Raw genomic sequence first — 21,955 nt, 5'->3', positions numbered from 1 at the left:
ATGAGAAAGATTAATTACAGAATTACAGTGAATATTACGCAGAAGACGATGAAGCTCGGATTCCGCGCCAAGATGCCGGAGGAGATGGAGGGAAAGCGAATACGTGTGCAGGCGGTATTTACGCAAAGACAGGTAGAACGCCGTTTTCCGATGGAAGTAGTGATTGAAGAGGGCGAAGTGGGCGAACAGATCCGCGCCGATGCAGAGATTCTTCTGCCATATGTATTTTACAGTCCGCCACGCCATAAGGTGAATGTTGTGTTTGCGCTCTGGTGCGGAGCAGAAGAGATCAGCCTTGATGACCAGCCATTTCCGGTACAGAAGGAGCTTTTTGCAAGGGCAGAGATCGTGCGTAAGAGGAATCTGCTTAAGTTTGCAGGATGTTCTCTCGGCCTGCCATTTTTGCTCGTAAGAGATTATTTTAAAGAGGGAAAGAACTTTATCAAGGCGGCGAAGCGGGCGAATGAGACCGTGTACCGTATCAGTGGATATAATTACAGTGCGCGTCAGCAGAATACCGACTATTTTGCTGCCAGATACCGTAAATACATGGCAAAGAATAAGGTGAAGCCGAACCAGATTCTTTTTCTGTCGGAAAGAGAGCCGGAAGAGGGCGGGAATCTTATGCTTGTAAAGAAGTGGTTTGAGGAGAATGAACCGGGAGTAGAGATTACTACATTTATTAATACAAAGACGGTAGACCATTTAAAGAAGAGAGAACTGCGGGAGTGTGCCTTAAAGTGTGCGACATCGGCAGTCATTATTCTAGAAGATTTTTATCCGCAGCTTCACAGCATTCATAAGCGGAACGAGACAAAGATTATCCAGTTATGGCATGCCTGCGGTGCCTTTAAGACGTTCGGGCTTACCCGCATGGGGAAAAAGGGCGGTGCGCCGCAGACTTCCATGAATCACAGGAATTATGATCTCGTACCAGTAAGCAGCGATACCGTAAGAGACATTTATGCGGAAGCATTTGGTATCTCACCAAGTAAGGTACAGGCGCTCGGCGTGCCTCGTACAGACCGGCTTTTTGACTGGGAATACGAAGAAGAAAAGCGCAGGGAACTTTATGAGAAGTACCCGGCATTTAAGGACAATCGTGTCATTTTGTTTGCGCCGACATTCCGAGGAGATGGGAATAAGGATGCACACTATCCACCAGAGGCATTTGACGTTAATCGCTTCATGGAACGACAGCCGGAAGATACGGTGCTTATCCTCAAGAATCATCCGTTTGTCAAGCAGAGCTTTTTTGTAGAAGAGCAGTGGAAGGACAGAGTATTTGACCTTAGTACAAAGGAGCATATTAACGACCTTATGCTCATAAGCAACCTTCTCATCACAGACTACAGCTCAAGTGTATTTGAAGCGGCAATCTTAGAACTTCCGATGCTGTTTTATGCATTTGATGAGAAGGAATATATGGATAGCAGAGACTTTTACTTTGATTATGACCAGTTCACTCCAGGGCCGGTTGTCGCAGACTTCGAATCCTTATGTGAAAAGGCAGCCTCCATGCTTGGGAATATTGTGTCAGAAGTAGAACAATCAGACCTTGATAATTTCCGCAAAGTTTTCCTAAATATGGTTGATGGATGCAGTACAGAACGCATTTGCAGAAAAATAAAAACCAACTATATAAATATTTAGTTAAATTTGCAAAGAAAGTTTGACAAATGGAAGGAAATAATATAAAATATTGGAAGCAAGATGATTTCGTAATGGGAATTTACTATCATTTGCATAAGAGTGACAACATTGGGAATGACGTTATAGAGTCCGTAACATGACAATATAATAAGATATTTAACGAATGACAAGGGGATTTTAATATGAAGGGAATCGTATTAGCTGCCGGCAAAGGTACCAGACTGTACCCTATGACGAAGCCGGTTTGTAAACCATTATTACCAGTATATGACAAGCCATTAATTTATTATCCGATCGCTACTTTACTTCAGGCAGGGATCAAGGACATTCTCGTAATCATTCCACCGGGAGAAGAGAAGGAATTTGCGAATCTTCTTGGGGACGGAAGTGAGTTTGGAATTCATATCGAGTTTGCCGTACAGAAGGTTGCACGCGGAATCGCAGATGCTCTGATCATCGGGGAAGATTTTATTGGAGATGACTCCGTATGTCTCGTATTAGGAGATAACATTTTCCACTGCCATAATCTTGATGAGATTATGAAGGAAGCCATCAAGGATGACCATGGTGCGAAGGTATTCGGTTATTATGTAGATGACCCAAGACCATTCGGTGTAGTAGAGTTTGATGAGAACGGTCATGCCGTATCCATCGAAGAGAAGCCGAAGAATCCGAAGTCGAACTACATCGTACCGGGATTATATTTCTATGATAACCAGGTAATCGACATCGCTAAGAATCTTGAGCCATCTGCAAGAGGTGAGTACGAGATTACAGATGTTAACTTAGAATACTTAAGAAGAGGCCAGTTAAAGGTTATCCCATTCGACAGAGGACTCACATGGATGGATGCCGGAACCGCAGACAGCATGTTAGAAGCGGCTGAGATCGTTAAGGCACTCCAGAAGTCCGGATGCTATGTAGGCTGCTTAGAAGAACTTGCATGGAAAGAAGGATTTATATCTTTAGACAAGATTCACGAGATTGGAGAAAGTTTAAAGATGACCAATTATGGGCAGTATTTACTTAAGTTAAAGTAAAGTTAAAGTAAGAACTCGTTAAAGAACGATTTTCAATTGCTGTAAGTGGGGGTATTTTGTTAACTGTAAAGTAAAAAGTTGCCATCGCATTTGCGAGATAGTCTCATTTTTAGAGACAGATAACAACTTTTTACAAGGGAAAGTACAAGAATTTCCATTATTATACTAGAATGAGAATATAACGGCGAAATGTAATAAGAACTTCAAAATAACAGTTTGCACGCTGTCTAACATTTTAAAAAAAACTTTCCATTTTTTAGTTGACAAATGATTCGCCCTATGATATACTACAGTCATCACAAAAACATTGCACAGGCAGCAGGTCATAAAAAAATAAATTAAGAAGTAGACGCTGCGCCAGAGAGGAGAGTACGTTATGCAGAGTACTGGAATAGTAAGAAAGCTTGATTCATTAGGAAGAATTACATTACCAATGGAACTTCGTAAAAGTTTCGACATCGGTGAGAGAGAACCTTTAGAAATCTTCACAGAAGAAGATAAGATCATCATTAAGAAGTATAACCCTAGTGATATCTTTACAGGACAGTGTGAAGACCTCATTGAATATAGGGGTAAGAAGGTATCAAGAGATTCTATCCGCGAGCTTGCCAGAATCGCCGGATATAAGCTGACAGAAGAGTAATCTTCACGAGGACAGCTTACATCTACTGTAAGTTTTTTGTGTATACGAAAGATAAAGTGCCGTAAGCTAATCTACAGAACCAGTATAGTAGGGCATGGAATCAAAAGAAGCCCCCTTCTTTGTGAAAGCAGAGAAGGGGGCTTCTTTTGTAATTTTGACCAATTAAAATCCATGTTAACACTTTTGTTATACATTCTTATCCCGCCTGTAACCAAAGATAATACTTCTGTTATGGCAGTTTTCCTGTAAAAATATTAAAATAAAAGCATAGGAAATGTAAAGACATTCCTTACTATATCAGGAAGACGAGGAGGGATTCCCTATGAAGAAGAGATTAAGTACAATTTTAGCAGTAATGTTTATGGCAGTAATACTCATTCCATTTACACCGGTACAGGCAGCATCTACAGATGTAACCGGTAAGATGGGAGGGAATCGTGAGATTAAGAACATTAGCAAGATGATGACCGCATATACGACAGCGATGAACTTAAGCGAACAGTCCACCACCAGACCGGTAAAGATGAAGCTTAACGATAACGCCAAGTTATCCATCGCCGTATTTGTAAGATATAATTACAAAGGAGACTACAGCTACACAGCAAAGGAACTTCGTTCTGAGACAAAGAAGCTTTTTGGTAAGAGCGCTTCCGTTAATACCATCAGGAACAAGAAGAATAAGAATCATGCGATGTTAGTATGCAGCTCCAACAGCAAGTTCTACAAGGATCCGTATATGTACTGTGGTGGAGACTTCGGAGATACGATTCCAGATTATAAGATCACAAAGGTAACCCGTACCGGTAAGAATATTTACACCGTAACAACACAGAACCGTTTAGGATGCTACGGAGAGAAGAGCAAAACAAACATCGGCACAACAACACTGAAGTTGAAAAAGACAGCGGCAGGATACGTTGTAAAAGGAGTTCGCTATCAGTATAACGGGAAGTAATAAACCCTATTAAGTAAGTAAAATAAGAAAGAAAACCTTATAAAATAAAGGAGACATATCAAAGCAGTTTAGCAGCTGTCAGATATGTCTTCTTTTTCGTTTTTTTTAAGAAAAATTCGGTCTCTCTATATACTAAAGAATGAGTTTTAAGTGAAAAATTGGTGGAAAATTAAGGATGTAGTTCGACTTTACTAAAAATAGGCAAATTAAAATAATAAAATTGTTACATTTTATTATACTCTTAAAAAGAAATCTATGCTACAATTTACTCGTTGTAAGTGTACTTTTCTCTTTTAATACATAATTACCGAGAAAAGACATAAAAATGTATGAAAAAACGGACTATCAATAGAGAAAGATTAGGATTTCGCGGGGATTAAAACACTATATCTTCCTCTAATGATTAATAGCTAATAAATAAACACAAGAAACTAGATTGGGGAACAGTATGTACAAGAAGAGCGCACAGGGTTGGCTAAAGCACCTGGATTTTATAATCTTAGACGTGATATGTCTGTGGATTTCTTTTACGATGGCGTTTGGAATACGCCATAGAAACCTGGAGATACTCACGAATTCTTTATACCGTGATATGATATGGAGCATCGCACTCCTGGACATCGTGGTTATCTTTTTTTTCGATTCATATAAGAATGTTTTAAAACGAGGCTTTTATCAAGAATTTACCATGACATTAAAACATGATATTTTGTTAACACTGAGTTCAGTGTTTTATTTATTCTTATTTAAAGAAGCAGATGATTATTCCAGACTTGTTATAGTATATACAGGGCTTATTTATCTGATCATCAGTTATGTGGTTCGTAATCTGTGGAAAGCCATTCTACATAAATGCCTTGTGGAGATCGGAAATCGTTCCCTTTTAATCGTTATATCCGCCCAGAATGTAAATGATGTGATTGATAACATTAAGAATAAGAATTATGCAGATTATTTTGTAAAAGGAGTATGTATCCTTGATAAAAAAGCAAAAGGCAGCATAATAGACGGTGTGCCTGTTGTGGCAAATGAGGATGATCTTATAGAATATGTTTGCCGTGAATGGGTAGATGAAGTATTTGTCAATATCTCAGAAAGCGAACCATATCCTTCAGAACTTCTTAACAAGTTCACAGAAATGGGAGTGGTCGTTCATATGAAGCTTGCCAAATCGCAAAACCTTCTCGGAAAGAAGCAGTTCGTTGAGAAGCTTGGAACCTACACCGTTCTTACTACCAGTATGAACAATATTACTCACAGACAGCTTATAGTGAAACGAGGCTTAGACATCGCAGGAGGACTCCTGGGGTGTCTATTTACGGCTATTCTGTTCATCTTTATCGGACCAGCCATCTATCTGCAGTCTCCCGGACCTATCTTTTTCAAACAGACGAGAGTAGGAAAGAACGGGAAAAAGTTTCAGATGTATAAGTTCCGGAGCATGTATATGGATGCAGAAGAACGGAAAGCCGAACTGATGGCAGAGAATCGTGTCCAGGACGGTATGATGTTCAAACTTGACTTTGACCCTCGTATTATTGGGAGCAAAAAGCTTCCGGACGGAACGGTCAAGAAAGGAATCGGGAACTTTATAAGAGACTGGAGTATCGATGAATTCCCACAGTTTTTTAACATCTTAAAGGGAGTCGGCGGTATAATAGAGCCAACCAAGAAAAGGCTTGATTTTACAGGGTTTTCGCTGGCTTAGCTAGGTTCCTTAGTATGATTCTTATGACTTCTCATTAAAGGAAACCAATCGCATTTCTAGCGGAAATATATAATAAAGTGGTTTCCTGGATGCTTATTTTGACCCAATCATAAATAAGTAAATGAGAATCATAAATAATAGGAGGTAATGGCTGAGCCTGCGAATGTCCCTCAAAAGACGTTCACAGGTTATCTGTCGTTGGAGAAAAATATAAGAAATAAATGAGAAAAAAGAGATAAGAAAGTAGCCCTCGATTTTGTCGGGGGAGACTGTCCGAAAACTCGGATAATCTAATCTGATGAGAAAAAGATTGATATGCTCTTGTGAGCGTTCAATATAAATTAAAATTGCACATTGAAAACTGAATAAAGTACACAGAAATCGTGCATCTATGTTTCAGATATAGTATAATGAAACCAGAGAAAAATTGTTCTGAGGTGAATTGAGATGCCATATGTTTCAGGTTTTGACCGTGACCAGCTGATGTGCTGTTCATGGGACGCATTTGTAGATAAAGAAAGTATTGCAAGGATAATTGATGCGTTTGTGAACCATCTTGATATAGGGAAATACGGTGTAAAACCTGTGGCAGCAGAAGGCCGTCCATCTTACGATCCTAAGAGCCTTTATAAGATATATATTTACGGAAGCAGGAAAGGTATCCGTTCTTCACGGAAACTGGCTGAAAGCTGTAAAGTAAATCTTGAAGTGAAATGGATGATCGGAGGTGTAGAACCGGATTTTCGCACCATTGCAGATTTCAGGAAAAACAACATAGACAGCCTGAAAGAGATTTTTTATGAATTCAACCGCCGGATCTCCGGTGCAGTGGAATGGGGATTTTCTTCCGTGGATGGAACAAAGATCCAGGCGGATAACGCAAAAGATAACAACTTCACCAAAAACAAACTGGATGACAGGATCAAATGGCTGAATGGCCATACAGATGAGTATCTAAGGATCCTGAATGAAATGGACAAGCAGGAAGAAACAGACGTGATTTCAGGAGAACTGACAAGAGAAAGTCTTGAAGCCAAGTTAAAAGAAGCACAGGAGAGACTTGCCAGATACGAAGGTTATCAGAAGCTGATGGAAGAAACCGGGGTATCCCAGCTTTCGATCACAGATGCGGATGCAAAACTCATGAAAAATAAAAATGGGTTTACAGTAGCATATAACCCACAGACGGCGGTAGATTCTGAAACACATCTGATCCGAGATTTTCAGATGACCAATCAGGTAACCGACCATGGATTGCTGGAAAGTACGATGCAGGGGATAAAGAGCTCTGAACCGGAAAAGATCATAGAAGTAGTAGCAGATAAAGGTTATGAAGCTGTGGAAGATATGGTGGAGTGTCTGGAGAACGGTATTATCCCACATGTCATAACAGATGATGGAAAAGACGGTTATGACATAGAAATCCCTTATGAAGAGGCAGAAACGGATACTGCCAGCACAGAGCCAGAAGAACTGAAGAAAGCACTGCATGCAGGTAAGATACCGGAAGTTTATGCAGAAGTGATACAGGATATGAAGGTAGAAACAGTCCGTCGTAAAGTGGTGGATGAAAAACGGGAAAACAGCAGTGTTTATGGAAGTCCTGAGGAAATGCAGGAAAAAGCAAAAGAAGGTTATTTTGTCAGAGATCCTGAGAGAAACCTGGTATACTGTCCGGCTGGGGAAATCCTGAGACAGAAGAGCATAAAGAAAAACGGGAATATCCGCTATGCCAATAAAAATGCGTGTAAACATTGCCCGAACCGCAATAAGTGTTACAAGGGAAAAGGCGAATGGAAAGAGATCGACTTTACCAAAGATCAGCTGGTAAAACCATGTAAGGGCTGGCTGGAAGCCGAAGGAAAGAAGCCGGAGGAAACGAAAACGGGTGAAAAATGGCATTATGAAAAAAGAAAGGTTGTGAAGTTTTTCCTGAAACCGGATAAAGAAAAGATGAGCCGGAGGATGTGCCTGTCGGAGCATCCGTTTGGAACAATAAAACGAGCAATGGGAGCCACTTATTTTCTTTTAAGGGGAATACGGAAAGTGGCTGGAGAGTTTGCGCTCTTTTGTCTGGGTTATAACCTGGAACGGGCGAAGAATCTCCTTGGATTTCAAAAAATGATGGAATTGATGGAACAGGCATAAGCCTCTTTCTTCATCCTGTGTATTTTATTCAGTTTTCAATGTCACAGATGAAGGAAAGGGGCTAAATTTATGCCTAAAAATAAGGTTTTCGGACAGGCTGGGGGGGAATACGAAAAATTATATTGAAAGTTCTTTTCCCAGGTATGGAAACATTGTATATTAATACTCCAGAAATTGGCCCACGATTATTTATCCAGCATGGATTTGCAACAAATATAAGTGCTCTTAAAATTGGATCAGATTGTTGGATTAATCAACAAGTTACTATAGGGTATACTTTTGATAAAAAACCTCCAACAATAGGAAATGGAGTACGGATTTCAGCTGGAACCAAAGTTATTGGGAATATAAAAATAGAAGATAATGTCATAATAGCTGCTAATGCAGCCGTTGTAAAAGATATTGAAGAGAATGATATTGTTGGCGGTGTACCAGCAAAGAAAATAGGTGTCAATATTGAACATAAATTATATGTAAATACAAAGAATAAAGAGGAAATATTATGAAAACAACACTAGTTATCATGGCTGCTGGTATCGGTTCACGATTTGGCGGCGGAATTAAACAACTTGCTCCAGTTGGTTTAAATGGAGAAATCATCATGGATTATTCTATCCATGATGCAATAGAAGCAGGGTTCAACAAAATAGTTTTTATTATCCGTAAAGATATTAAAGATGCCTTTAAAGAAGCAATCGGTGATCGTATTGAAAAGATTTGTAAAGACCTTGATGTAGAGATTGCCTACGCATATCAGGAATTGAATGAACTTCCAGAAGGTGTGGAGCTTCCCGCAGGACGTACCAAACCTTGGGGAACAGGACAAGCTGTTCTTGCTTGTAAAGAAGTCCTGCATGAGCCATTTGCAGTTATAAATGCAGATGACTACTATGGAAAAGAAGCATTTGTTAAGCTTCATGATTTCCTTGTAGGCTATGTACCAGAAAAAGCCAATCAGTTCTGTATGGCAGGTTTCATTTTGAAGAATACGTTAAGTGAGAATGGTGCCGTTACCAGAGGGATTTGCGAGACAAATGAGGAAGGTTATCTCACAGCAGTACATGAAACTTCCAATATTGTTAAGACTCCAGAGGGTGCAGCAGTAGACAACGATGGACAGCTCACTTCAATTAATGCTGAATCCTACGCATCCATGAATATGTGGGGACTTACACCGGAATTCATGCAGACTTTAGAAGAGGGATTTAAAGAGTTTTTTGCAAATATGGGAAACAAAGATATTCTGAAAGCAGAATATTTACTGCCAATCTACATAGACGAACTTCTTCAGGCTGGGAAAGTTTCTGTAAAGGTCTTAGATACAAATGATAAGTGGTTTGGAGTAACTTATAAAGAAGACAAAGATTATGTAGTGAAATCATTTGCCAGACTGATAGAAGATGGTGTATATCAAAAAAATTTATTTGAGGATTTAAAATAAATAGTGAAGGAGAACAATGGGAAGTAAGATAATCGAAATATTTAATAAAATAGCATATAATGTATTATCAGCACTTTATCAGCCCTTTTGGGCTGCCGTTCTCCTTGCCTTTTTAACAATGTTCTTATATTTATATGGTAAGGAGCATGGGTGGAAAAAGAATAATTTTATCCGAAATATGTTTGCAACATGGTGGAGAGCATTTAAAAGTTCTTCAAATTTTCGCCGGACATTCTTATTAGCTTTTTATACAGCAATGATATTACTCCGAACAGTTTTAAATCGTGAGATATGGTTTGATCCGCTTGGAAAGATTTTTGGAGGATGGGGATTATATGAAGATGGACAGTTTACAACAGAATCTATAGAGAATTTTATGTTATTTGTTCCATTTTCTATTTTACTATTGTGGGCATTTCAAAAAGAATTACTTGATGAATCTGAGAATATTAGATTTGGAAAGACCGTTTGGGAAGCCACAAAAGTTGTAGCAGTATTTTCTTTTATGATAGAATTTACTCAGTTATTATTCCATCTTGGAACATTTCAAATATCGGATCTGACATATAATACACTTGGTGGAGCAGTAGGTGGTGTCATCTATTATTTGGGATATTTCAGAAAGCGAAAGAAATAAAATAAGAAACAGAGGACAGTTATCGGAGCATTAGGGGATAGCAGGGAATCCTCTGTTTTAAGTGCAAGACGATTGGATTCACATGAAAATAGGAGTTATAAAATGGCAGGAAGACCAAGAAAGAAACCAGAATATAATCCAGAACTTCAATTTAACAATTTGCTTCAAGAGTTAAGAGATGCCCATGAAGAAGCAGATTCCTTAAGATCACTGGCAGATGAGTTAAATATTAGTCTGCTTAAACTCCGTAAGCTACTTATTACTGCAGATGTATTCACATCAGATATATGTACAGAAATCAATGATCTGCATCAGTCAGGAAAAAAGATTCCGGAGATTATGAAATTCACAGGTCTTTCCAGAGCTTCGGTTCATTCCTATTTGCCCTATACGAAGGGACTTTATAATGCAGCAGAGATAAGTCTAAATGCGGAGCGATGCCGGACATATAAGATTCGACAGGAACAGGTTCGGATTCTAAAGGAAATACCATCAGTGGAAAATCTGTGGCAGGCTGTTATTGCTTTTCAGGATTATCCATTTAAAACGGCAACTGGATTACCATTCCGATATAAATTGAAGGTCGGTAAAAACGGAGAGTATAACAGAGAGTTGCTGATAGACCGGAGAGAGAAAAGTAAGAGCCTTGCCTGGAGTAGTGTGGTGCTGGCATTTGAAAATAGTAAGAGGGTTTCAGAAGAAGTGAAGAAACCGAAAGCACTTGGAGATATTAGAGGAGTTTCATACATTTATCCGATACTATGGCGATTTGGCTTGATCAGAGTTCCGGAAGCAATAGAGAAGAAAATGGGAAAGCAGAGATAAATCTCTGCTTCATTGCTTGCAAGTGATTAGATTAACATGGATATATAAAAGAGTTTCTCGTAAAATAGAAAATGCATCAATGATTCCTTGTTTGTAGGCAATCCGTATATATTCTATAGATGAAATGTTTTCAGCAGTGATAGCGGCATCAACAGTGTCCCATTGTTGAGGAGTTAGATTAAGATTCCGTATTTTTTCATTGGCTTTATTACATTTTTTCTGAGCTTTTTGATATTTTAGATCTTGCTTTATTGCAATAGGTAAGCTATTTCAGAATATCTGCAGGAGAAAGGGATTTCTGTGGAAGAACTTATGCCGGAAATAGAGCCGGATGAACTTGCATATAAGATTGACGATAAGTATTTTGCAATCCAGAGAACAGAGGAAGGCTATGATTATACCTTTTATGCTTTGGATTATGATGAGATTGACGGTGGTGCTTATGACAATCCTGATATTTCTATGCGGCAGGCAATGGAAGATATTTTGGAAGATGAAGATATGTCCCTGGAAAATGCAGTTCCCGTTGATTATGAGGATTTGATGGCAGAAGTGGAAGAAGCAGGCGAACGGCAGATGCGGCTGGCACAGTTATTAAAGAATTGTCCTCCAAGTATTTTTGAGGACTATGACCGGGAAAGAGCAGTGGATACCTGTGAGGGAATTGCAATGCAGTTTACCAAGAGCAAAGGGTATCTGACCGTACAGGCAACGGAAGAAGGCTATTTTTATATTTTTTATGATTCTGACCTGCACGAAATCCATTCCAATGATTATGACGATCCCAAAGTATCTGTTCAGAAAGCTACTTATGAAATCCTGAAAAGTGAAAGAATGGATGATATGGAATGTATCAAAGTGGACTATAAAGAATTTGAGGCAATGACCATCCAACATTCCAAAGACTTACTGCAGGCAGGTGAACTTCGTGCGACTTCTGAGATTGGAAGAGATGAGGTTGCATTAAATGGTCTTAGCAGGGCAGAAGTGAAACGGGGTGTCTTGTATCACGCACAGGGTATTCTGGAAGAAATGGGACTGGAAAATGAAGTAGAGCTGCTTGCTGCAAGGGTGCATGGTTCCAGAAGCAGGGAGGAACTTTACAGAAATGATTCTGACCTTGATGTAGTGCTTTCTTATCGTGGCAATATCCGGGAGGACAGTTTCTTCAATGAATTAAATGCTCATGGTATAGCAATGGCAGGTATTAAGGTGGACATCAATCCTATCGCAGAAGAAAGAATCACTTTGGCAGAATATATGAAGGAATCAGATGCTTACCTTGATCAGCAGGAGATCAAAAAGCTGGCGGCTGATTTAGATAATTTCAGCTATGAATATGACACTTACGAATATAAAGATACCGTTGAGAACAGGGAAGAACAGGTGGAGAAAATCACAGAGGACATTTTGAATCAGAAAACAGGGTATTTAAAGGACTGGCTGGTTGAAGTATCGGAAGAATCTGATATAGACAGTGATGTGATAACTGCCCGGTCATTACTTTCCCGCCTGGAAAATGCAGAAACCCTTTCTATCTTTACCAGACAACCAGAACAGGAACAGCCAGAAGCTACGATTACTTTTTATGTAGCAGAGTGTATGGAGTTCCCAGTCATGGGGGAGTACCATAATAATCTTACTCTGGAAGAAGCGATTAAGATTTATGAAAGTATTCCGGCAGATCGACTACATGGAGGCAAAGGGATTGGTTTTGACCTGCAGGACGGGGATAAGGATTATTCTGGAGAGTACGAACTGATGTGTTGGGACAGAGTAGACAGAGAACTGATAGATATGATTCCTCATTATAAGGAAAGTCCATTGGTACAGAAAGCAATCAACGATATGGAAAAATATCTGAATGAGAAACATGGAAAAGTGCAGGAAGCAGAACAGACTGTGGAAGTGAAACAGGAAGTTTCAGAAGCACCAGTCAAGAAAGAATCCGTATCAGTAGAACCGAACCAGACGCAAAAGAAAGAGCCTGTAAAGGGCGAAAAAGGAGAACTGAAAAAATCTGTGCTGCAGTCGTTGAAAGAGTTTCAGGCAAGGGCAAAAGCACAGGAACAGAAAAATAAAGAAGCAGAAAAAACCAAAGCACATAAGAAGGGGGATGTAGAATTATGATAGATCTGGCAATGAACTTTGATACAGACGAATGTTTAGTGACCGCAATGTTTGATAAAGGAAACAGAAATGATACGATGGAAGCTATCGACCATATCATTCCATTTCTGAAAGGGGATGCGGATATGATCGGACTGGTCTGCAATACCATAAGAAAGCTGTTCTGCATGAGTGACGAAGGCTATGAGATTTTTCTTATGGATCTGGAAGATTATAAAGCGGAACTGGAAGAGGAGGACGAGGAATGAGTACAAGTCAGTGTGCAGTATATCAGGTAAAAGAAACACCAGAGTATCGTGATGTTCGTTTCCGTTCTTATGAAAAGCTGAGAAGCGAAGGAAAGAGCGTCAGCATTGAGAACTATCAGCAGGTGTACATTGGAAGAATCCAGCCGGGGGAAACTCCGGCGGATATAAAAATACGCCTGCAGAAACAGCGACCGAAGAACTTCAAAGGTCATTCCATCGGATGCAGCGATGTTCTGGTAATTACGGATGAGGGAAAAACCACAGCCTACTATATTAATAAAGACAGATTCATCATTGTTCCAGAATTTCTCACAATCAAAAGTTCCTCGGATACCAGACTTTCCATTGATACAACCGGATATGAAATCGAAGGAAAGAAAGGTACATGGCTTGCCCAGGATTATATTTTGATGAACGAGAAGAAATGGTTTCTGATGGAACATGAAGAGTATGGGACAAGAGCCGCCTATGTGATTCTCAGTGAAGATGGAGCAGTAGTTATGAATGACTGTTACAATGGCTTTGACGAAGAAGCAAGACGGAACATTCAGAACTTTATGCAGCAACAGGCAGCAAAAGAACAGGAACAACAAAGACAACAGCAGGTGCAATCACAAATGCAACCGAATCAAACACAACAGCCACCAGAACAGCAGAAAAAGAAACCAGAGCTGGCAAACTGGCAGAAGGTCATGGACAACGGAGAATATCTTCGCAGTGCAGAGATGGCAGAAGAAGCCAACTACAATATGATTGATGGACTGATGAACAATACTCCAAAGAAAAAAGATAAAAATGCTCCCCGGAGATCAGTGTTGAAACGACTTCGCAAGCATCAGCAGAAGATAGCCAGTCAGGGAAAAGGACAACCACAGCAACAAAGAGCAGTGGAAGAAGAGATGGAAAGGAAGAAAAAGTAATTTTCAACGGAAGTGGTCTTGCTATTTATGTGGCAGGGCCATTTTTGTTGAAAAAAAGAAATCAGTGCTTATAATATATGATAGAGGCGGCAATTAGTTTAATTTTACGGAGGAGAAAATATATTATGCTACGAAATCTATTCATATTATTGACGGCTATGTTTATGGGTCTTGTTTACTATAAATTTTCAATATCAAAGAGTAAAGATGCACAGAACATGGCTTTCTTTATGAAAATAACTTTTTTGGTGTTATCACTTATATTGGCGTTCACCAGGAAAGAGTTTATTCTTATAGGAGATTTAGCCTTTGGAGGGAGAACCCCAGTGATGGTGCTTGTACTTATTGAAATTGCAGATGCTTTTATTGATAGAAAAAATAATTCAATGCAAGTGGAGAGGAAAAAACGCTCTACTGCCAGTATGGAAATGCAAAGAAGAAAATAATTTTTTATAAATTTTATGACCTTTTATATGTTGCCATGCATGATTAGTAAAAAATGATTTTGGAGGGAAATTAAATGTACATTGATACACATTCAAGAGAAAGTATGGAAAAATCGGTATGTAATATTTTTCAAATGCATCAACTAGAATTACGAGAACAATTATTATTGATGGGCAGTATGTCTGGTGACAATGATTATATTAATAAGTTAGATGAGTTTATAGCAAATAATTGTACTAAATATCCGGAAGAAATACTGTTATTTCATCTTACAAGAAGATTACACGGTACGGAAGATGAGACGAAAGGATGTAATCTTGCAGATTTACTTTTATCTGTGAATCCGTTTAGTTCTTTTATGCATGAAAATGGAATCGACTTTTCAAGAGATAAACAACATATTAATGTTATTTATAAAGGAAAAACAGTTGATTGGGACAAGTGTTGGCATGGAAATCCAAGTTATATGAAAATAAGACTTGGGTATTTAAAGGGTAGAGAAGATTTTGGCTTTAATGGTTTTGCCCTAAAAGATTTATTATATAGAAATCACTATGCAAGAGATTTATCTATGCTCCCTGAGTTTTTAGGTCAGATGGTAGAGTGTTTAGATTGTGAATCTGTCGGTTGGAAGTACATAAAGAATAGCCAGTATTATTGTTATGAATATAAATTGCCAATAGAAGTAGTTATGTTTGATGATCACGATAATTATTCAGATACATTGAAACAGCGTTATTTATTACGATGTGTACTTCAGAGATTGTATCAATATCAAACTTCAAATATCAGTTATATGTATGATCATGACAATCCTGCTCTAAGACTTGCAGATGACTATACGGTTCCTTCTGAATACTATGTTGGAAAAGAAAAAATTACTTCTGAAATGTTAAGTTATTAAAAAAGCAAGAAATACCAACAGTACCAAAAGATTACCAACTTTATAGAACTTTTCGTGACAATGCAAAAACATAAAATATAACCCCTTCAAATAAAGAGGTTTATTTTATGTTTTCTGACAATGCACTATTTAAAGATTCCGCTCTTGGAAATATCTTTTAAGGAATTGATTACAATATCATAAGAGAGCTTTTCCTCTAAAAGCTGGGTAGTCAAATTATCATAATCGTTCTTGTAGGCTTTTTCTTCAATAATCTGTTCAAGTAGTTGCGGAACATTTACATCTGGAAGAGCAGATGGACAGATTGGAGATTGTGCCCTGATATTTCTTACTTCATGTACAAGATTTTTGAAAGTTTCATCTTGAGGAACAAGCGGAAGAAGTTTGTAAATATCATATATGTGTCTGGAATGTTTCTGAACTTTGCCTTGTAAATAATAATCGCAAATGGCAAAAACTTTATCAGCCAGTGTTCTGTCGATACCCTGTACTTTCATGGAGAATGGCAGCAACATAAATTCTTCGATAGAATCAGGAGCTTCTTTATCCATCATATCACCAATATAGCTGTGAACAGGTAATATTACTGTTGGAAAAGAAATCGCAGTATAGGATGTTTCTAATAATACAGCAGGACTTAAAGCATCACTGGCTAAAGGAAGTACGGAGTCATAACTGATAATGTAGCGGTTGTAATCCCGACGGCTTCTTGTTTCATCAAGATTTTCAATATTCATACCTAGTTCATCTGCGGAAGAAACGATTGCCTGTTTTATTTTTTTCTTCTTTCCCTGTGAAATCTGGGTATCTATTGTAATATCTATATCTTCCGAGAAACGCTTTATAACTTTATGGCATTTGCTTAAAGAGGTACCACCCTTGAAAACGATGTAAGGCATTTTTTCAGATAGAAGGCGAAGAAGCATGGTGACGTAATAATCCTTTTCTATCGCCTGTGCCATTATGCCGGTCTGTTCATAAGCCAGTTCGATTGCATCCTGGAACTGGTCTTTATTGTTATGCAAGTATGCCATTATAGATCACCCTCGTTTCTATTAGATTTTTGTAAAGTTTATCAGGATAATATGAAAAATAAGATTCCAGATCAGAAATTTCCAAACCAGCATCACGCATATACTGATAAAGACGTTTTTGCAAATCGGTTCCAGACATTTCTGAATAAACATCCACGTCTTTTAACATATCGAGAAACTGTAAAGCCATGTAATTTTTTTCTGTTACAGGGACTTTAGGTTTTCTGATAATGATACGGGACTTTGCCAGAGAAGTTTCCCGGTATTCATTGGTTGCCTTGTTTGATACGATTTCATATTGCATAGGAACCTGTGTAGTAAGTCCCATTTGGTTGAAAAATAATAATCCGCTGATGTAACCGCACCGTCTGTCGTTGTCACGCAGATATTTATATTCCAGAACTTTTTCCAATGTAGGTTTTGAACCAGATTTGAAAATACTTCTCTTGGGAAGATAATAGATACCTTTGTCAAAACGTTTTACCTTTTCAGCATCTGTCAATTTTTTTAGCTGCTGACGGATATTATTGCCCGTCATTCCTTCAATCTGTATATCAGAAAGAAAAAAAGGCTCATTTTCTTTATAGTTTTCTGTAAGGTACTGATATAAGTTAGCCATATTGCACCTCCATTAACAAAATAGTGTTTATATATTTCTTTTCTGTTATTATATCCGTTTTCAAAGGAAATATCAAGATTCTGGGCAGATGAAAAAATAATTTTTATAAAGGTATGATAAGCTGTTAGGTAGTGAGTAGCAGGCATCCCAAAGCATATATAGATGAAGAAGTGCAGCAATAATAGAAAAAATTTGCAAAAATTAAGTTGACATATTTACATTAGATATAGTAGTGTTGAGGTAACGACAGGCAACAAGAGTGTCTGTTAAGCGTTAAAGTAAGATGTTGTGCCAGAAAGCAGTATCTTAGTAGCTTAATAAGGGTTTTACATTTACCGCAAGCTGGCTAGAGAGAAAGCTCTTGAAAGAAAATGTCAAAAGGCTCTGTTTGAACACAGGGTCTTTTTAAATGAAAACCTCAGATAAAGAATAGTCACCCTTGCAGGTAAAGGGTAAGATATAATCAATGTATATTTAGATGAAGAAGGAGACTCAGTGAAAGTCAATTTTATAGAATTAACAAATTTCAGGGGGATTCAAAAACAAAGAATCACATTTGAAAATAAAAATTTTGTTGCGTTGATAGGAGACAATGGTAGCGGAAAAACCACTATACTAGAGGCAATCACAAAAGGATTTGTACCGGTATTAAGAACAGTTAATGCAGAAGCAATGAAAGAGTGTGATCTGGCAAATAAGGATATAAGGAATGGAGCTAATGGAGCAGCAGTTACTTTAGGGATAACATTGGATGGCGAAAAATATATCTGGACAAACAGACGCAGACTTTCGTCACAACAACCATTTGAAAATGCAGGGGACGTAAAGGCGGAAAAAGCAAAATCTTTAAAAGAATTGAAATCTAAGTATTCGCAATGTGTGGAAGAGAGAAAACTGCCATTGATTCTTTACTATGGAACAGACAGAATTATACGAGAAGTATCACAGAGGGGACATATAAAAAACTTTCAAGTAACAGATGCTTTAAGAAACTGTTTTGATAATGTCAATTATTTTAGAGATTTTTATGATTGGTTCAAGACAGAAGAGGATATTGAACTTCGAGGGATTCGTGAAAATTCAAATTATAAGAACCCCAAATTAAATTGTGTAAGAACTGCTTTGGAAGGAATGATAAAGGGATATTCCAATTTAAGGATTGAGTTAGCACCGTCAAGAATGGTGATGACAAATTCAGAAGGGGTAGATCTCCAGATTGATCAGTTAAGCGGAGGATATAAAGCAGTTTTATCGGTTATTGCAGATATTGCAAAGAGATTATCAATGGCAAATCCGGATTCGTTGAATCCATTGGAAGAGGAAGCTGTGATTTTGATTGATGAGCTAGATCTGCATCTGCATCCAAAGTGGCAGAAAGAAATCGTTGCAGATTTAAAAAGAACATTTCCTAATAGCCAGTTTATTGTTTCCACACATTCTCCATTTATCGTTCAGTCATTAGATGCCGACGAATTATTTGATATTAAAACAATGCAGTATGCAGAAGAAGGCAATTACAGAGGAAGGATTTTTGTTTAAAGGAATGCTTTCCATGGGATTTTTATGCGGTTTGTTGTGTGCCGCTTACTAAGAAACTCCCTACAACATATCCCCATATACCAAATAGGTCATGTGTTGTAGGGAGTCATTTTTTGTTATGCAGTTTTCTGTACAGCCAGAGCCTTGATTTCTTCTAAGGTCAGGTCTGTAAAAGCGGCAATATCTTCGTAAGTGAGTTTACCGGAAGCCAGCATACGCTTAGCAATTTCAATGCGTTCAGCTTTTCGCATATTTTCCATTTCTCTGCACATAGTCAAAACTCCTTCCTCATCTTCTTTAAAATAACGTACCCGGTCAGCAAGTATTTTATAATACATATCTTTTGGATCGGTACAGGAAAAATCGTACATTAGTTTTCCAAGTTCTGTTTCATCTTTGATTTGGGAATTTACATAAATAATATGAGCTTCATCGCCAAATGGTTCACCGGTTTCTTGGATGATGCGGTCAATATGATAAATTGGAAGCCCGGCTTTTAATACATCATTTTCAGTAATAAAAATTACATAGGTTTCAGTGAGGGCATCATATTTATCGCCAGCTTCAGTTATATTGGCATCTATAAGACTGCTATTATATCTTGCACGTTTTGCACCGGCACCACGATCACTTCTTTGAATTTCTATATTATAAGAGCGGTTATTGGTATCGACAGCTAATATATCCAAGCGAATAGAACGTCCTTGTAAATTTTTTATATCGTATTGTCCCTGTGCAGATTGTACTTTAAGGTCATGCCTTTGCAAAATAATTTGAAGCAGAAATTCCGCACATGCCTTATCTTCAAAAACTTTACTCATAAAATCATCATCTAAAAGACGGAACCCTCTAAGGCGTTGTAGATCTTCTTTATGCTTTTGTTCAAAATTCAGTGTTTCTTCTGTATTATTCATTGTAAAAACACCACCTGCTTTCCTTTAGAATGGAATATAGTAAACATGAATTTCTATATCATTATTTTAACATGGCAAATAGTAATCCTCAATACCCGAATTTTGAAACGACAAATGCCGATGAAAAATAACAGCCTATAAATCTTTTTCATTTTCAATCTGTTGTTCCTGCTCGTGATTCTTCCCAAGGATCATATTAATATTGGAAGACACGGTACGAAGCTCCCGTTCATAATCCCGGTGGTTAGAAAAATCTTCCCGTTGTGTATCTCGCAATTCAATAAGCCGGTCTTTTTCAGCATAGAGGGCTTTCATGGAAGGCAGCTTACTTCCGGCAGATTTTTCTTTCAGCGTTCGGAGAGCTGTATCATAAAGGGAAAGCTCTGCCCGGTGTTCTTCGTAGAATTTATCCTTATTGCGGCTCTTACGGTAGTCTGCATATATGTTTTTGTATGCAAGGTACTGTCCGGTAAAATGTATTTGTTCATTCACATCTTTAAGCTGTTGTTCTGTATACTTTAAAGATTTTCTGGCGGCACTGGTCTGATTGGATACCTGGTCAAGTGCCGTATGGAAATCTTCAAGAGAGTTATATCCATGTTCATGAATATAGGCAACCGTCTGAGCCATCTGTTTCAGATTGGAGAGTTTGACTTTTTGAGCATAAGCTTCACTCTGCTGTGCTTTGATACAGGTCTGTAAATCTATCACAAGTCGGAGATCTGATTTTATGAAAATGAACGGTACAGGAATATCGGAAGCATCAGGAGAAAGTGCTGTCTGTAAATCTTTTGTAGTAGCTGTAATTTGCGGTTCTTCAATTTTCATTTTCCTATCAGAGAGTGATTTTGCATTTTCCTTAAATGTCTGTAATAGAAAATCCTCTTCATATCGTGTTCCGAGATTTCGTCCAGTGATATATTTTTTTCTGCCTGGATGAAGATAGCTATACCGGTTTCTGCTGATCTTGAAGATGATATGATATTTTTTATCGAGGATTTGTGCAAACTCTTCTGGTGACTTGGCGGTGCTTGCAGCATCATCAATAGCATCCCGGAGAAACTGTTTCTCTGTTTGATAGCGAGTCTCTTTTGGTGTGATACCATCTTCAAGCATTTTCTGGTTGAGCTTATCAAGTTTTTCCTGTCCACGACGCTGTGCCCAGTATTCTTTTTCCGTGATTTTTCTTTCAGCAGGAGAGAGCAGATCAACTTGATGCAAAAGAATGATGATGTTATTGCTTTTGTAAAATCAAAAATTTGAGATGAATAAATGATAAAAAACGAAAGAGAACAAATAAAACAAGAAACAGATTCCTTAAGATCACTGGCCGTAGAATTAAATATCAGTTTACTTAAGCTCCGCAAGCTACTCATTACTGCAGATGTATTCACATCAGATACATGCACAGAAATCAATGCTCTGCATTAGTTAGGGAAAACGATTCCGGAGATTATGAAACACACAGGGCTTTCTAGAGCATCTATTCATTCCTATCTGCCCTACACGAAAGGAATTTATAATGCTGCGGAGTTAAGTCTAAATGCGGAACGATGCCGGACATATAAGATTAGACAAGTTCTGCCCTTCCATATAAAGAAATACCGCCATAGAAATATTGCTATACTGTAACGGTATTACATCTTTTTCATATTTGAAAGCGAACACATCATTGGGTATACAGTTAAGAATGCTTTATACAGAAGGTACAAAAGCGCCTATAGGAGCAAATGAAATTCATTGACTGGTATTAGATGAGTATGTATAATAAAAAACAAAAGATAGATGAAATGGATAAATATTGAAAAAGAAGGGGTTTCATGACATTTGGTGTCTGAAAGCAAAACAAGCAGATTATATATATGAAAATTATAAAATAATGTTCTACAATTATTTATTAAAGAGATTAAAAAATCTATTTCCGTGATAAAAATATTCTTATCTAATAGGAATGGAGATTACATGTGAGAATATCGCTGTGTTATGCATATCTATATTTGATTAAAGAAGGTTCAGGAAAAATCTAATTTTTCCATATAGGATATAAATTATTCATAAACATTTATGAATTCATTATACCGTATACTTTCAAATTAAAAGATGGTAGAATAAATTTTAAATAAAAATAAAATATATTTATAAAGGCTAGA

At 37.8% G+C, this 21,955-nt stretch carries 19 protein-coding genes and 1 pseudogene; 16 read left to right on the top strand and 4 right to left on the bottom strand.

Translation table 11 applies throughout. The annotated features are described in order from the left end of the window. The 15 genes and pseudogenes from EHLA_RS14930 to EHLA_RS14860 all read left to right on the top strand — a co-directional run bounded on the left by EHLA_RS14930 (position 1) and on the right by EHLA_RS14860 (position 15,699). Positions 1-1,653 carry a CDP-glycerol glycerophosphotransferase family protein gene (locus tag EHLA_RS14930; protein ID WP_096241361.1) on the top strand — a complete coding sequence of 551 codons (1,653 nt, stop codon included), beginning with the start codon at positions 1-3 and terminating at the stop codon, positions 1,651-1,653. A gap of 182 nt (positions 1,654-1,835) precedes the next feature. Next, entirely contained in the window at positions 1,836-2,693 is an 858-nt protein-coding gene (gene rfbA, locus EHLA_RS14925) for a glucose-1-phosphate thymidylyltransferase RfbA (protein ID WP_096241360.1), read from the top strand. A 376-nt stretch (positions 2,694-3,069) separates the two neighbouring features. Continuing rightward, positions 3,070-3,336 (top strand): AbrB/MazE/SpoVT family DNA-binding domain-containing protein, encoded by a 267-nt coding sequence (locus EHLA_RS14920; RefSeq protein ID WP_021906781.1) that lies wholly within the window; start codon positions 3,070-3,072, stop codon positions 3,334-3,336. A 322-nt stretch (positions 3,337-3,658) separates the two neighbouring features. Continuing rightward, positions 3,659-4,291 carry a hypothetical protein gene (locus EHLA_RS14915; RefSeq protein ID WP_096241359.1) on the top strand — a complete coding sequence of 211 codons (633 nt, stop codon included), beginning with the start codon at positions 3,659-3,661 and terminating at the stop codon, positions 4,289-4,291. Between the two features lie 448 nt (positions 4,292-4,739). Further along, a complete protein-coding gene (locus EHLA_RS16810; RefSeq protein ID WP_096241358.1) occupies positions 4,740-5,999 on the top strand; it encodes a sugar transferase in 1,260 nt (419 codons plus the stop codon). Positions 6,000-6,446: 447 nt separating this feature from the next. Next, the gene (locus tag EHLA_RS14905; protein ID WP_096239773.1) at positions 6,447-8,147 is read left to right on the top strand and encodes a transposase; all 1,701 of its coding nucleotides are present in this window, start codon (positions 6,447-6,449) and stop codon (positions 8,145-8,147) included. A gap of 143 nt (positions 8,148-8,290) precedes the next feature. Continuing rightward, positions 8,291-8,653, top strand: coding sequence for a serine O-acetyltransferase (locus tag EHLA_RS14900; protein WP_096241713.1), 363 nt, complete (start codon positions 8,291-8,293; stop codon positions 8,651-8,653). Further along, complete coding sequence (locus EHLA_RS14895) at positions 8,650-9,588, top strand: nucleotidyltransferase family protein (protein ID WP_096241357.1); 939 nt, start codon at positions 8,650-8,652, stop codon at positions 9,586-9,588. The genes EHLA_RS14900 and EHLA_RS14895 overlap by 4 nt, the downstream gene beginning before the upstream one ends. 16 nt (positions 9,589-9,604) lie before the next feature. Continuing rightward, entirely contained in the window at positions 9,605-10,225 is a 621-nt protein-coding gene (locus EHLA_RS14890) for a VanZ family protein (protein WP_096241356.1), read from the top strand. A 102-nt stretch (positions 10,226-10,327) separates the two neighbouring features. Beyond that, the gene (locus EHLA_RS14885; RefSeq protein ID WP_096241355.1) at positions 10,328-11,050 is read left to right on the top strand and encodes a hypothetical protein; all 723 of its coding nucleotides are present in this window, start codon (positions 10,328-10,330) and stop codon (positions 11,048-11,050) included. A 333-nt stretch (positions 11,051-11,383) separates the two neighbouring features. Further along, positions 11,384-13,180, top strand: a pseudogene (locus EHLA_RS14880) (LPD16 domain-containing protein); the annotation flags it as partial. Then, positions 13,177-13,428, top strand: coding sequence for a transposon-transfer assisting family protein (locus EHLA_RS14875; protein WP_096241354.1), 252 nt, complete (start codon positions 13,177-13,179; stop codon positions 13,426-13,428). The pseudogene EHLA_RS14880 and the gene EHLA_RS14875, both read left to right, overlap by 4 nt. Continuing rightward, positions 13,425-14,348, top strand: coding sequence for a YodL domain-containing protein (locus tag EHLA_RS14870; RefSeq protein ID WP_096241353.1), 924 nt, complete (start codon positions 13,425-13,427; stop codon positions 14,346-14,348). The genes EHLA_RS14875 and EHLA_RS14870 overlap by 4 nt, the downstream gene beginning before the upstream one ends. Before the next feature lie 125 nt (positions 14,349-14,473). Further along, positions 14,474-14,794, top strand: a complete 321-nt coding sequence (locus EHLA_RS14865; protein WP_096241352.1) for a hypothetical protein — start codon at positions 14,474-14,476, stop codon at positions 14,792-14,794. Between the two features lie 74 nt (positions 14,795-14,868). After that, positions 14,869-15,699: a hypothetical protein gene (locus tag EHLA_RS14860; protein WP_096241351.1), complete on the top strand. Its 831-nt coding sequence runs from the start codon at positions 14,869-14,871 to the stop codon at positions 15,697-15,699. A gap of 125 nt (positions 15,700-15,824) precedes the next feature. On the opposite strand, the gene EHLA_RS14855 is transcribed toward EHLA_RS14860, so the two are convergent. Together EHLA_RS14855 and EHLA_RS14850 are read right to left on the bottom strand one after the other, a co-directional pair. Beyond that, positions 15,825-16,733: a nucleotidyl transferase AbiEii/AbiGii toxin family protein gene (locus tag EHLA_RS14855; RefSeq protein ID WP_096241350.1), complete on the bottom strand. Its 909-nt coding sequence runs from the start codon at positions 16,731-16,733 to the stop codon at positions 15,825-15,827. Next, positions 16,717-17,352 carry a DUF6088 family protein gene (locus EHLA_RS14850; RefSeq protein ID WP_096241349.1) on the bottom strand — a complete coding sequence of 212 codons (636 nt, stop codon included), beginning with the start codon at positions 17,350-17,352 and terminating at the stop codon, positions 16,717-16,719. The genes EHLA_RS14855 and EHLA_RS14850 overlap by 17 nt, the downstream gene beginning before the upstream one ends. 495 nt (positions 17,353-17,847) lie before the next feature. Between EHLA_RS14850 and EHLA_RS14845 the strand changes: the two genes are divergently transcribed. Further along, positions 17,848-18,891 carry an AAA family ATPase gene (locus EHLA_RS14845; protein ID WP_154581167.1) on the top strand — a complete coding sequence of 348 codons (1,044 nt, stop codon included), beginning with the start codon at positions 17,848-17,850 and terminating at the stop codon, positions 18,889-18,891. Positions 18,892-19,007: 116 nt separating this feature from the next. On the opposite strand, the gene EHLA_RS14840 is transcribed toward EHLA_RS14845, so the two are convergent. Both EHLA_RS14840 and EHLA_RS14835 read right to left on the bottom strand, forming a co-directional pair. Then, positions 19,008-19,805 carry a PD-(D/E)XK nuclease family transposase gene (locus EHLA_RS14840; protein ID WP_096241347.1) on the bottom strand — a complete coding sequence of 266 codons (798 nt, stop codon included), beginning with the start codon at positions 19,803-19,805 and terminating at the stop codon, positions 19,008-19,010. A 135-nt stretch (positions 19,806-19,940) separates the two neighbouring features. Beyond that, positions 19,941-21,026, bottom strand: coding sequence for a hypothetical protein (locus EHLA_RS14835; protein ID WP_242970741.1), 1,086 nt, complete (start codon positions 21,024-21,026; stop codon positions 19,941-19,943). Positions 21,027-21,955: the final 929 nt, after the last annotated feature.

The sequence above is a fragment of the Anaerobutyricum hallii genome, assembly GCF_900209925.1.
Taxonomy (GTDB): Bacteria; Bacillota; Clostridia; order Lachnospirales; family Lachnospiraceae; genus Anaerobutyricum; species Anaerobutyricum soehngenii.
Note: the sequence above shows the minus strand (reverse complement) of the source record. Positions and strands in the feature narration are given on the sequence as shown.

What these genes read in the sequence shown, in the direction of transcription:
- rfbA (WP_096241360.1), top strand. Translation starts at nt 1,836, where the DNA reads ATGAAGGGAATCGTATTAGCTGCCGGCAAAGGTACCAGACTGTACCCT.
- EHLA_RS14860 (WP_096241351.1), top strand. Translation starts at nt 14,869, where the DNA reads ATGTACATTGATACACATTCAAGAGAAAGTATGGAAAAATCGGTATGT.
- EHLA_RS14840 (WP_096241347.1), bottom strand. Translation starts at nt 19,805, where the DNA reads ATGAATAATACAGAAGAAACACTGAATTTTGAACAAAAGCATAAAGAA.
- EHLA_RS14870 (WP_096241353.1), top strand. Translation starts at nt 13,425, where the DNA reads ATGAGTACAAGTCAGTGTGCAGTATATCAGGTAAAAGAAACACCAGAG.
- EHLA_RS14895 (WP_096241357.1), top strand. Translation starts at nt 8,650, where the DNA reads ATGAAAACAACACTAGTTATCATGGCTGCTGGTATCGGTTCACGATTT.
- EHLA_RS14890 (WP_096241356.1), top strand. Translation starts at nt 9,605, where the DNA reads ATGGGAAGTAAGATAATCGAAATATTTAATAAAATAGCATATAATGTA.
- EHLA_RS14920 (WP_021906781.1), top strand. Translation starts at nt 3,070, where the DNA reads ATGCAGAGTACTGGAATAGTAAGAAAGCTTGATTCATTAGGAAGAATT.
- EHLA_RS16810 (WP_096241358.1), top strand. Translation starts at nt 4,740, where the DNA reads ATGTACAAGAAGAGCGCACAGGGTTGGCTAAAGCACCTGGATTTTATA.
- EHLA_RS14850 (WP_096241349.1), bottom strand. Translation starts at nt 17,352, where the DNA reads ATGGCTAACTTATATCAGTACCTTACAGAAAACTATAAAGAAAATGAG.
- EHLA_RS14855 (WP_096241350.1), bottom strand. Translation starts at nt 16,733, where the DNA reads ATGGCATACTTGCATAACAATAAAGACCAGTTCCAGGATGCAATCGAA.
- EHLA_RS14905 (WP_096239773.1), top strand. Translation starts at nt 6,447, where the DNA reads ATGCCATATGTTTCAGGTTTTGACCGTGACCAGCTGATGTGCTGTTCA.
- EHLA_RS14875 (WP_096241354.1), top strand. Translation starts at nt 13,177, where the DNA reads ATGATAGATCTGGCAATGAACTTTGATACAGACGAATGTTTAGTGACC.
- EHLA_RS14885 (WP_096241355.1), top strand. Translation starts at nt 10,328, where the DNA reads ATGGCAGGAAGACCAAGAAAGAAACCAGAATATAATCCAGAACTTCAA.
- EHLA_RS14865 (WP_096241352.1), top strand. Translation starts at nt 14,474, where the DNA reads ATGCTACGAAATCTATTCATATTATTGACGGCTATGTTTATGGGTCTT.
- EHLA_RS14930 (WP_096241361.1), top strand. Translation starts at nt 1, where the DNA reads ATGAGAAAGATTAATTACAGAATTACAGTGAATATTACGCAGAAGACG.
- EHLA_RS14915 (WP_096241359.1), top strand. Translation starts at nt 3,659, where the DNA reads ATGAAGAAGAGATTAAGTACAATTTTAGCAGTAATGTTTATGGCAGTA.
- EHLA_RS14900 (WP_096241713.1), top strand. Translation starts at nt 8,291, where the DNA reads ATGGAAACATTGTATATTAATACTCCAGAAATTGGCCCACGATTATTT.